Source organism: Peribacillus sp. NPDC055009 (assembly GCF_053608705.1).
Genome location: NZ_JBSGVZ010000002.1, coordinates 335,829 through 348,220, shown reverse-complemented (window position 1 = coordinate 348,220; position 12,392 = coordinate 335,829). Strand labels below are relative to the sequence as shown.

Genomic DNA, 12,392 nt, shown 5'->3' with positions numbered 1-12,392 from the left:
TTTTAACCAATATTTTTTTAAAAGAAAAGGAGGAATGACCTATGAAAAAAAGTACTAAAGCATTAGTCGTATCTTTTCTTATCATCGCTGCTTTTGTTATTGTCCCAAGCGAATTACCAGGCCTTTACGCAGAACTTCCAGGTTTATATAAATAAATAAATAAATAAATGAAGCTTCTTATCAATCATTCAAGCATCTTCAATTGAAGATGTTTTTTTTATTATTATTAAATGATGATTATTCTTTTGCGCATATTCCTGTAGTTATAATTATCTATGAATGGGGGGGTGTAAGGTCCATTTGGTAGGTGTTGAAGAAACGTGAGCGTAGTTTGTAACGCCTATTTCCTTTTAATGCTTTTGTTATAGTGTATATAACAAAACGGAGAGAGGTGTAAGGTTAATGATTGATATTAATATGAAAGTTCAACCCTCTTTTTACGATGATGAATGTGCCATTGTGTTTTCTTTTTATTTTGATAAGGCAACCAGGAAAATTGGTGAAGCTGTGGTGTACACATGCAAAAAATCAGATGATAAAGAATCCAGCCAAGATCATATAGATACAGATGTACAAGAAAAAATCGCTTATCTTAAAGAGTTTTCCATTGTAGATGAATATCAGGCGACCTCGATGAAGAAGATTCAACATTTTTTGAATGTAATCGGTATCAAGAAATGTGTGAAGCACAATCTTCAAGGTAATGAAATCGCATTTTAAAAGATAAAAACTCATGACATCCCACATGTCATGAGTTTTTGCCATTTAAATGACTGTTTTGAGCATTCATTTTCTTTTTAATGAAATCGCTCATTTGTTTCCGCTTACTTGGTTTAGCGTTATTTGTTCTTTCAAAAAATTTAAAATGTTGTTTATTGCTATCGGATTTCATTATGTCTCTCCTTTGCTTTTTTTTATTTACCCATTTTTTTCTTAGTTAAAACGTGATTTTAATGATAAAGGGATGAACAGAAGATCTTGCAAATATTCCTGTAGTTATATTTTCTTCTGTGAATGCCTGCATATAAGGATTTATTAGATGATAATAAGAGGTAAAGCCCAAATATGGAGGAATTTCGTATTTTATCATACTTAAAATAAATGTTAAAATGGTCCGAATATCGGATTTTTCATTAGAAACATCAGTTTCTAGTACCCTAAAGTGAAGAGGGTTGAAGAACTCTTTTCGATGGCCCCCATGCATATGCTTGGGGGATCTTTTTTATTTGGATAATTTGTCCACTTTTTTTCTATAATATGTTTCGTTTTGTTTGTATATACATGGGTAAATATAAGAAACAAGATGAATTAAACCTGTGTTAATCGCAGTTTAATCGGAGGAATATATTTTATGGATGTGAAAGTAAAGAATGATCCGACGAAGCGAACTTTCCAGCAGTACATTTTTCCATTTACGCTTGAAGGAAATAAGATTGAAAAGTTTGTGGAAAAGTTGTTTGAGGACAATTTCGTTTTTTTGAACTTGAAAGATATGGAACAACAAAATCAATTTTACGGTGGCCATAAAGTTTCGCACCGTAAACTGGAAAAGTATTTCATGCCTTACATCGAGCCAATTTTATTTCCGAGTAATGCCAAACAGAAGGAAGGCTTGCGGCGTTTCACGAAAAAACTGGATATTGATTGTACCTTCGAATCACCCTATCTAAATACCCCATTCATTATTAACTCTATCGATATCTTCATATGCCCATTTCATATTGGCATGATGAACCTACGTGTTACTTTACCTAAAGGGCTTTCACATGATGATGTGCTCTATTTTGGCGATACATTCCGAATCCTTGAACCGATTGCTGATGATGAGGAAAAAACGAAAGTCGGCTGTCGGGAAAATCAGTATGAACAAGTGAAGGATTTCATCTTCAATGAACTATTGCCGCCAATTGAGGAATATATGGATGAAGAACAAGCGGACCCGACTTATTTTGGCAGTTTGCCCTTCTTCATCGATGAAAGGATGTACGTGATCAGTTATACGGCATTCCCTGAGGATCGTGATATATCTAAAAATGACTTATTCCGGATCAGTGAACTGAATGGGTATGACAATGATGGTGAACCATATATAGGTGCATTAAATCCTGATTATATAGAAAAGTATTATCAAGAAAGAGTATATGACAGGTGGGGCAAGGAAACCTATTATGTAACCAGCATGTATCATTTCGCGTGTGTCACGAAAGCGACAGGTAAACTGGAACAGGAACTGGCAAGCGAAATGTATGGCCAGCATTTTTATTCATTGTTGCTTTTCTTCTATTATAAAATCGTACTGCTCAAATTGGCTCATGAACATTCCCAGATAGATGTGGAAAAAGATCAATCGGATACAGAACAGCTGATTTTCATGATCACTCAGTTTTCTGCAAAGTACTTATTCACTGAAGTGAATAGTACGGCAATCGGTAAAGAGCTTTTCAAAAAAACGGATGAAGCCTTCAGGATTGCCCCTCTCTACAGTGAGGTGAAGGAAACACTTTCCTACCTTTATCAAAATCAGGATAAACTGTCTGGGAAAAGAAGTAATTATCTTTTGCAAATACTAACGATTTATACGGTAGTCTCCGGGATATTCGGAATGAATCTATATATTGAAGATTGGAAAGGGAAATTACCATGGAAAGCGTATATGGATTACACCTTATACGAATGGGTAGCTGTCATTGTAACGACAAGCGGTCTCATCATTTCGGCCATCCTGGGCTTTATCTTCCTGAAAAAATGGCTCCAAGAGAAAAAAAGCCGAAAAAAAAGAATGCTCTAGAATCCTGAACATTATGTACATGACCCAGGCTGTAGGCAAACTCGATGAAGATTGAGTTTGCCTACGTTTTTTAGGGTTTGTACAATTTTGAACGTTGCCTCTAGGCGCTGGCTTTCCGCCTGCGGGTTTCCTTTGTTAGCAGACCCGGCAGAAAGGGAGCTGATTCCTTAAATCAACTTGATCTTTTTTGTGAACTGGACCTTCATCTATTTTTTCTAAAACAAAAGTCCTGTACATAATGTACAGGACTTTTGTTTTAGAAAAAACATGGTTAATTAGAAAAATGAAGAAATTCGGCATGTAAAATCCCCCATTCCCCTAATATTTTGCTAAACTATAGGTATATCATTCTAACTATTCATTAGGAGGAAATCATGAAGAAACTAGCTTTAGTTTCCAGCTTATTGTTGTTGAGCGTATTGTTTCTGGCCGGATGCTCGGATGAGCCAAGTCCGGAAGATCGCTTTGCGGCATACACGAAGCTTTGGAATAAACAGGATTTTGCGAAGATGTACGAGTATCTGTCGCCTGAGACAAAGAAGAAAATCAGTGCGGATGAATTTGCTAAGCGTTATGAGAAAATCTATACGGGCATAGAAGCCGACCAATTAAAGGTGGACTATAAACAGCCAAAAGAAGAGAAAGACCATAAAGATGGGGAAAAGGTAAGCCTTTCATATACCGTTGATATGTCCACTATGGCGGGTGCCGTCAGCTCTGATCATAAAGCGACACTTGTCAAGGAAGGGGAAGGCGAGGAAGAAAATTGGTATATCAAGTGGGATGAAAGCTACATATTCCCTCAATTGAAAGCTGGCGAGAAGGTATCGGTTGAATCGTATCCAGCCATTCGCGGGGAAATTGTCGATAGAAATGAACGCGGCCTTGCCATGAATGGAACGGTTGCAGAAGTGGGAATCGTGCCAGAGAAAATGGCCAATGAATCCGAAACGGTTAAAAAGGTCGCTGGAATCCTTAATATGTCCACCGACGAAGTGAATCAGAAATTAAAACAAACATGGGTAAAGCCAAGCTATTTCGTGCCCATCAAGAAAATGTCAAATGATAATACTGCAACCTTGGAAAAGCTATTAAGCATTGCTGGTGTATCTGTCAATAATACGGAAGAACGCATATATCCATATAAAGAGGCTACTGCCCATCTAATTGGATATGTCGGTGAGGCATCGGCCGAAGATCTGGAGAAATTGAAAGGAAAAGGATATACAGCAAGTGATGTTATTGGCAAACGCGGTCTTGAGGAAGTTTTGGAAGCGCGGCTTAAAGGCAAACCTGGCGGTAAAATCTTTATTAGAGCCGAAGATGGCGAAGAAAAAGTGATTGCTGAAAAGCCTGCTGAAGAGGGAGAAACAATTACATTGACCATCGACGCCGAGCTGCAAAAGGATATCTTCAAACAATATAAGAACGAAGCCGGATCGGCATCGGCAATTGATCCGAAGACAGGCGAAACGCTTGCACTTGTTTCAAGTCCGTCATTCGATCCTAATAAATATATTTTCGGAATAACGAAAGCGGAACAAAAAGCGCTTGAAGAAGACCCGGAAAAACCACTTTTGAACCGTTTCAGTTCGACGTTTGCACCTGGTTCAACCATTAAGGCCATCACTGCGGCAATCGCTTTGAAAAATGGCGTGGATCCGAAAGAGTCGATCAATATTCAAGGGAAAACATGGGCCAAATCAACATGGAAAGATCATTCCATTACAAGGGTTTCGGACCCTGGGGTTCCAATCGATATGGAAAAGGCTTTAATTTATTCAGACAATATTTACTTTGCCCAAAAAGCTCTGGGGCTTGGTAAGGAAAAATTCACAAATGGACTCAAGGCATTCGGATTTGATGAGCCTTTGAATTACGATTATCCGATCAAAGCATCGAGCATCGGTAAGATCGATAGTGAGGGACGTTTGGCTGACGCTGGATATGGTCAAGCGCAAGTCCAAATGAGTACGCTTCATCTCGCCATGACCTATTCAGCCTTTTTGAATGCAGGGAACATCCCGGCACCTTCGTTAATAACAGGAGATAAAATAGAAAAGAAAATATGGAAAGAAAATGCGATATCAGCTGACCAAGCAAATCAGGTCACCAAGATGCTGACACAAGTAGTGGAACATCCTAAGGGAAGCGGACATGGAATAGATGATCTTGGCATCAAAATCGCCGCTAAAACAGGAACTGCTGAAATCAAGGCATCCAAAAATGCGGACGGAACAGAAAATGGCTGGTTCGTTGCCATGGACACAGAAGACCCGGAACTTCTCATGGCATGGATGATTGAAGATGTAAAAGGCCGAGGCGGCAGCCATGTCGTTGTCGATCAAATGAAACCGGTGTTGAAGAAGTATTTGAAGTAAAGAAAAAAGTCACCCATCAGCAAGCATTTACCAAAATAAAAGCAGGACATGGTTTCTTCCATGTCCTGCTTTTATTTTGGTTGTGGATTCCGATTACACAATAAAGCCGGATTTGAAGGATAATGCGGCGTACATACAGAATGTAAAAAGAGAGTTCAGTAACCTACAAGTAAATAGTTTTCTCATGCCAATAGATTGAACAGGGTTAATTCAAAAGTCTTGAAAAGATAAATAGAAAAGGAATGAGGATGAAGGGGAATGAGAAGTTTAAAGTATTTGTTTATCGCTTTCTTTATCACTTTTTTTGCATTTCCTTCTCATGAAGCAACGGCTGTGGAAGAGAATACAACAATGGAAGTGAAACTGAAGAATTATTTGGGGAATAGAACCAGTGTTAAAATAACGGCAACCGGGGACTACCGTAATTCAGGGGGAGAGATATTCATCAAGGCGGGTGAAAGTCTGACTCTGAAAGCGGAGTCGGCTGAACTTGCCGTTTACAAAGGTTCTCAGAAAACGGGATCTTATGCTTCCTTTAAGGTAATGCCAGTTAAACCTGAAGCTTCATTGTCCATAAACGGCCGTCCGTATCAAGGCTCAATGACATTTACAGTGGAGGACGGTTACATCCGGCCAATCAATGCTGTTTACATTGAAGATTATCTAAAGGGCGTTGTCCCGCTGGAGATGCCCGCACTATGGCATGCCGAAGCCTTAAAAGCACAGGCGATTGCCGCCCGGACGTATGCACTTCGCCATCAATCGTCAATCATTGATGATACAGTTTCTTACCAAGTATATGGCGGGGCTGCCGGTCATTATCGAACTGATTCAGCCATTGATCAGACAAAGGGCATGGTAATCAAACATGATGGCGAAATAATCGAAGCGTTCTTTTCATCAAGCAATGGAGGGATGACCGAATCGAATTCAAATGTTTGGTCAAGAGGCAACCCTCTTGCATATTTATCTATCAAAAAAGATTTCTATGATTCAAAAACCAATTGGTCGATAACGCTGGACAAGCAGCAAATCGACCTGTCAAAAATGGATTTATCTAAACCTGAAGAATGGTGGACAAGTGTAGAGGAAAAAGATAAAACGGTTGTGCCGAAGCTGAAGGCTTGGCTGACGAATAATGGATATGCGAAGAAAGATATTAAAATAACGGAGATTCCCTTGTTAACTTTTACAGATGAAAAAACGGGAGGTCGGGTTACGAAAGGCTCCATACAAATGAATTTCTATGTAAGGGATCTCGTTGATGATAGGGGAAAACTTTTGCAGCAAACGGTTAAGCTTACTAATGTAGCGGCTTCCAAAATCAGGGGCATGGTGGGGCAAGAGGTGATGAAAAGCTATTTGGTTGACCATTCATCTTCCGATCCTTCCAAAATTGCAATCGAAGGATCAGGATATGGGCATGGGGTCGGACTAAGTCAGTTTGGAGCGAAAAACAGAGCGGAAGCTGGACACTCATATCAAGATATTTTGGGTTTTTATTATCCTGACACAATTATAGAAAAGGAATATGGACCAGGCGCTGGATCTAAAACGGATATTGTTGTAAAGGAAGAACCGAATTCAGTAAACATGAAAGCGAAGACGGATCATTTAAATGATGAGGTTGGAATCACATACTCCCTAAAAGAAGATGCTGTGGTAACTCTCACGATTAAAGATAGGAAAGGTAATGCCTTAGCTAGCCCAGTCCGTGATCAAACAATGAAAAAGGGTACCCATTCAGCTATCTGGAACATAATAGCGGTAAGTAACGGGACATATGAAGCAGAATTATCAGCAATGGAACGAGGCGGGAATGAAGGTTTGGAAACAATGGCGATAAAAATCAGTAGAGATTCGTCGGCACCTAAAATCACGGATGTCAAAACATCGGGTGATTACAGTACAGAGAAAGCGAACATAACGTATTCAATTAATGAAAACGCTAATGTAACGGTGGAAATCAAGAACAGTAAAGGTAAGGTTGTCGGCATCCTTTCTGAAAGGCAGTTCCATAAAGGCAGTCAATCGGCAACCTGGGATTTCAAAAATATGTCCAACGGGATATTTACGGTAAAAATCTCCGCTAAGGATGAGAGTGACAATCAGAAAACCATTTCAACGAAAATCTCGATTAGGAAGACGACGGGAATAGTGAAAGCAAACGAATTATCTATTAAAGAAAGTAGAAATGCAGCTTCTGAAACGATTGGCACTCTTCACAGGGAACAAGCCGTAACGATACTGGCTCAACAAGATGAATGGTATAAAGTGAAAAAGGGAAGCCAAATTGGGTATGTATTAAAAAAGCACATAAAAAAATAAATGAGTAGGACGCCATGTATGGCGTCTTTTTTTGACCTTATAAAGAGTAGAAGCACTACACTTACAAGAAAACAGCACGAATTCGCGAGTAAATCGCAAACTCACGAGTAAAAGCACTAAACTCACGAGTAAAGGGCGCAAACTCACGAGTAAAAGCACCAAACTCACGAGTAAGCGCCTCAAATTCACGAGTAAAAGCACCAAACTCACGAGTAAACGCCTCAAACTCACGAGTAACAGCACTAAACTCACGAGTAAATCGCAGATCAATGAGCAGATTCACCAACCTCATGAGTAAATGCTCCAAAACTTCAAAGAAATACCCCAAAACTTGAGTAAACGCATCTCAAAAGAAAGGTTAATGAGGAAGAAACTTAAAAGAGGATGTAATGATGTCATTCCTCTTTTGTTTTATGCTGCCCGGGTGTGAACGGAACACCGGCGGCTTTTGTGATGATTTTCGAAATATCCGTATTTTCAATGACTCCATCAAAGGCTTCACTGCCTGGACCCGAAGCGAAAACGGGAATCATATTGGCTGTGTGCCCTCCTGTGGAACTGGCCGCCCGTATGCTTCGATCAGCTATACCCGCCTTATAATGCCTGGCGATGGTGCTTCCGATTTCCCAATCTATTTGATGCTGTGGATAGACAAGCGTTTTATTTTTTCTTACGTTATCGATGAATTGATCGACTTCCTGATCCGTAAGGGATATATGTGCATACTTTTTGAATGTGGAAACGACGCTTTCTGGATTGATTTCATTATTTTTATCGAATGTAAGCTGTTTGGACATATATTCAGATGAAACCCTGATTTTTTTTAATGCCGTGATATCCATTGTTTCAGAAGCGGAGGTCCCCATTGTTTCGTGGTCTGCAAGTACAACGATCAACGTATCATTTCGATTTTTTGCCCAATTTACAACCTCTTTCACCGTTTGGTCAAATTCAATCGTTTCTTTCCATATTCCAGTGATATCGGCTGCATGCTCCATATGGTCAATACGCGCACCTTCGGCCATCAAGAAAAATCCCTTATCACCCCGTGATAAAATATCCAACGCTTTGGATGTCATTTCGGTTAGAGATGGCTCTTGAGAATGTAATACTTCTTTATCCAGTTTAAAATTCATATAGGTAGGGTGAAATAACCCTAAAAGTTTTTCCGGTTTATTTATGGAACTAAGTTCTTCTTTAGTCGTCGTAATCCCATAGCCAGCTTGTTTAAATTTACCGATTAAATCCTCGCCTTTCTGCTTATCCGCCTCGAAATAGCTGGCACCTCCGCCAAGGATGACGTCGATCCGGTTATCAAAGAGCTGCCTCGCGATATTTGCGCCGCCTGTCCAGCGGTTAGGAACACTTGCACCAAAGGCAGCGGGGGTGGCATCGACTACCATATTGGTTGAGATGATCCCGACTTTTTTTCCATTGTTCTGAAAGGCATCCAATACACTATCGACCTCTGAACCATTGGCATCGACTCCGATCGATTCATTGTTCGTTTTTATACCAGTGGCAATCGCGGATCCTCCTGCTGCCGAGTCAGTGACGTAATTATTGGCGGAATACGTGCGCATCAGGGCAACATGCTCCAGTTTTTCCAAATGCAGTGCACCTGTCTTTCCATATTCCAATTGCCGGGCAATTTCTATCGCCCCTAACCCCATGCCGTCGCCAATCAGCAATATGACATTCTTGGGGGTATTTTTTGATTCTGCTTGAATAGGGGAGCTCATGCAAATAAAACAAATCATAAGAACGCATAATCCAAAGCGATGTGGTTTATGTCTGGATTTTTTATTCATCTGTAATCCTCCATTGGGTGAAAGTCTTCCTATTATTTGTCTAAATCGATAAAAAAACCCCTCCCTGATATTCAGGATGGAGCTAATCTTTTTAGCACTGTTACCGGCAACCAGTCGGTTTTTGCGTAATTTATCTTTCAAAAAAAGAAAGAATTTCTATATAATTACAATATGAAGTTGATAATTTATAAACAGTAAATACTTAACTGATATAATTTCACTAAAGGTCAATTCAAATAATGGGAGAGAGAACCCTATGCTATCCAGTATGAAAAAGTTCTTCAAAGAAGGTTCTAAAGACTTGAAGAGAATTTATAAGTTGGTAGAAGAAGTGAATCGGCTAGAGGGTAAATATGAAAGATATTCAGATCTGGAATTAAGCGGAATGAAGGATAAATTTAAAAGCGTATTGGATGCTGGTGACAATATATTGGATATACAAGCCGAAGCTTTTGCGGTCGTGAGGGAGGCTTCCAAGCGAGTATTGAATCTTAGGCACCATGATGTTCAGATTGCAGGCGGTTTTGTCCTGAGTGAAGGGGGCATTGCACAAATGAATACGGGCGAGGGGAAGACGCTTGTCTCCACTTTGCCTAGCTATTTACATGCACTGTACGGTAATGGTGTGCATATTATTACGGCCAATGAATATTTGGCCAGACGTGATAAAGAGTTGATGGGAAAAATTCTAGAATATCTAGGACTGACGGTTGGTTTGAACATTTCCCAAATGGGGACTTCTGCAAAACGTAATGCGTATGCCGCAGATATCACATATGGGACGGCAACAGAGTTCGGTTTTGATTATTTGCGTGATAATATGGTCTACCGAAAAGAAGACAAGGTTCAAAGAGGACACCGATTTGCCATTGTCGATGAGATTGACAGCATCTTGATTGATGAAGCGAGGACACCATTAATCATTGCGGGCAGGGCAAGCGACGGAACCGAGCTTCACCAGATCACGGCACAAATCATGAAGTCATTTGTAGAAAATGAGGATTACGAGATTTACATCGATTCAAAGTCCGTCTTTTTCACGGATCAAGGGGCTTCCAGGATTGAAGCGGCCTTTGGTATCGACAATCTGTATGGAATGGAGCATCAAGAGCTATTACATAATGTTACACAGGCGCTAAAAGCCCATGCAATCATGAAATTGGATGTCGACTACATTGTCGTCGATGAAAAGATTGCAATCATCGATAAATTCACAGGCAGGGTGATGGAAGGGCGAAGTTTCAGTGAAGGGCTTCATCAAGCGATTGAGGCAAAAGAGGTCTTGGAGATTTCCGAAGAGAATGAAACACAGGCTATGATTACTGTCCAAAATTATTTTCGATTATATCATTCAATGACTGGGATGACAGGCAGTGCCATGCCATCCAAGTCTGAATTCTGGGAAATATATCAGCTCCCAGTCATTGAAATTCCAACTAATGAGCCTATTATTCGAGTTGATGAGGTTGATTTGATTTATAAAGATGAAACAAGCAAAATCAACAAAATCGTCACGGAAGTAAAACGGATTCATGATGGAGGCAGACCCATTCTGATCGGGACGACCTCCATTAAGCAATCTGAAAAAATTTCGGTTCAACTAGAGAAGGGGAGAATTAAACATCAAATCCTTAATGCGAAGACGGAAGAGGATGAAGCGGAAATCATCGCGAATGCCGGGCAAAAAAATCAAGTGATGCTGGCTACGAACATGGCTGGTAGAGGAACGGATATAATACTTGGAAATGATGTCAAGGAATTGGGCGGCCTTCATATTATCGGTACGGAGCGACACGAGAGCCGTCGGATCGATATGCAGCTAAGAGGACGTTCCGGCCGGCAGGGTGATCCTGGTTCAACACAATTCATCATTTCTTTGGAAGATGATTTGTTTGATTACTATGATGAAGAAGAAATCGGACGTTATATCAAGAAAATCAAAACGGATGAAAATGGATTGGTGCTGAGCCCTGCACCCGATAAATTCGTTAAATTGGTTCAGGAAACGGTAGAGCAAATGCATCAATCAAGCCGTTACCATTTATTGAAGTTAGAGCATGCATTAAATGAGCAGAGTAAAATCATCTATGCAATGAGAGATCGTATTCTTGAAATGGAGCCTGAACGGATGTCGGCCATTTTACTTGAATATATCAAAAAATACATTACTCGGCTCACAGTGAAATATTCCCCTGAACATAAGATGGAACCTGATTCCTCTGCCTTAATTGAAGAGCTTTCCCCTGTTTTCCAGGCGTTAGGTTGGCAGGCAAGTGATTTGCAGGATTTAGATGGCCAGATCCAAGGAAAAGCGTTGGATGCTTTTGGTGAATTGGAATCGAGATTGGTGATCTTTCAGGACGATGCAGAATGGGGAAACCAGTTGCGCGCTTTCATGCTGCAGCATATCGATACAAATTGGATGAACCACCTGGATCAAATGAACAGTGTGAAGGAAGGCGTTGGTTTAAGCGGATATGGTCAGCAGGACCCATATACGTTGTTTGAAAAAGAAGCTCTCAATCAATTTAACCTTCTATTAATTAAAATTGAGTCGGAGATAAGCATCCGCTTTATAGAATATATGAATAGCAATCAGGAAGATGAAGCTGCTTTGGAGGGTGAGGAGTGATGAGTTTATTTGAAAAAAGGGATAATACACAAAAGTTATCAGATCAGGATGACACCGTTCATACTTCCTTGATGTTTCACAAGGGGTGGGAAGTTTCCAAGCAAGAGGAATATGTATATAAATTCCACCATCAAAGGCTTCCTGCATTAAAACCGAACCAAATTTCATTATCCGGCATCAAGCTGACTAGGGTGGAAGATGATGTAATCATAGAGGCTTTTCTACGAAATTCAATAGGAAAAGCTGTCAGTTTTGATATCGTGGATTTACTGTTAGTTGATGGAGATGGAAAATTCCTCGCAAAAAAGGCATTCGATCTTTCAGAGCTTGGTGAGCTTCCAGCACTTTCAAGCATCCCCTGGCGTTTCTTATTCGAGGAAGGGGATATGTTGGCGGAATCGATTCCTGATGAAGGTTGGAAGATTGCTTTCGAATGGAAGAGAAAATAGGGA

At 40.2% G+C, this 12,392-nt stretch carries 9 protein-coding genes; 6 read left to right on the top strand and 3 right to left on the bottom strand.

From position 1 onward, the window contains the following. The first annotated feature begins 402 nt into the window (after positions 1-402). Positions 403-720 carry a hypothetical protein gene (locus ACWF5P_RS05465; RefSeq protein ID WP_101223795.1) on the top strand — a complete coding sequence of 106 codons (318 nt, stop codon included), beginning with the start codon at positions 403-405 and terminating at the stop codon, positions 718-720. A gap of 28 nt (positions 721-748) precedes the next feature. Here ACWF5P_RS05465 and ACWF5P_RS05460 read toward each other — a convergent pair whose 3' ends face one another. Then, complete coding sequence (locus ACWF5P_RS05460; protein ID WP_157831067.1) at positions 749-892, bottom strand: hypothetical protein; 144 nt, start codon at positions 890-892, stop codon at positions 749-751. Positions 893-1,351: 459 nt separating this feature from the next. Between ACWF5P_RS05460 and ACWF5P_RS05455 the strand changes: the two genes are divergently transcribed. The 3 genes from ACWF5P_RS05455 to ACWF5P_RS05445 all read left to right on the top strand — a co-directional run bounded on the left by ACWF5P_RS05455 (position 1,352) and on the right by ACWF5P_RS05445 (position 7,497). Further along, positions 1,352-2,788: a hypothetical protein gene (locus ACWF5P_RS05455; protein WP_452444695.1), complete on the top strand. Its 1,437-nt coding sequence runs from the start codon at positions 1,352-1,354 to the stop codon at positions 2,786-2,788. Between the two features lie 374 nt (positions 2,789-3,162). After that, positions 3,163-5,169, top strand: a complete 2,007-nt coding sequence (locus tag ACWF5P_RS05450) for a penicillin-binding transpeptidase domain-containing protein (RefSeq protein ID WP_452444694.1) — start codon at positions 3,163-3,165, stop codon at positions 5,167-5,169. A gap of 258 nt (positions 5,170-5,427) precedes the next feature. After that, complete coding sequence (locus ACWF5P_RS05445; RefSeq protein WP_452444693.1) at positions 5,428-7,497, top strand: SpoIID/LytB domain-containing protein; 2,070 nt, start codon at positions 5,428-5,430, stop codon at positions 7,495-7,497. 61 nt (positions 7,498-7,558) lie between these two features. Here the strand turns inward: ACWF5P_RS05445 and ACWF5P_RS05440 are convergent, their stop codons facing one another. Together ACWF5P_RS05440 and ACWF5P_RS05435 are read right to left on the bottom strand one after the other, a co-directional pair. Beyond that, entirely contained in the window at positions 7,559-7,789 is a 231-nt protein-coding gene (locus ACWF5P_RS05440) for a hypothetical protein (protein WP_434168125.1), read from the bottom strand. A 103-nt stretch (positions 7,790-7,892) separates the two neighbouring features. Next, on the bottom strand, positions 7,893-9,308 hold the full coding sequence (locus ACWF5P_RS05435; RefSeq protein WP_452444692.1) for an alkaline phosphatase: 1,416 nt from the start codon (positions 9,306-9,308) through the stop codon (positions 7,893-7,895). A gap of 256 nt (positions 9,309-9,564) precedes the next feature. Here ACWF5P_RS05435 and secA point away from each other — a divergent pair, with 256 nt between their 5' ends. Then, positions 9,565-11,940, top strand: a complete 2,376-nt coding sequence (gene secA, locus ACWF5P_RS05430; RefSeq protein ID WP_452444691.1) for a preprotein translocase subunit SecA — start codon at positions 9,565-9,567, stop codon at positions 11,938-11,940. Then, positions 11,940-12,389 (top strand): SLAP domain-containing protein, encoded by a 450-nt coding sequence (locus ACWF5P_RS05425; RefSeq protein ID WP_452444690.1) that lies wholly within the window; start codon positions 11,940-11,942, stop codon positions 12,387-12,389. The genes secA and ACWF5P_RS05425 overlap by 1 nt, the downstream gene beginning before the upstream one ends. Positions 12,390-12,392: the final 3 nt, after the last annotated feature.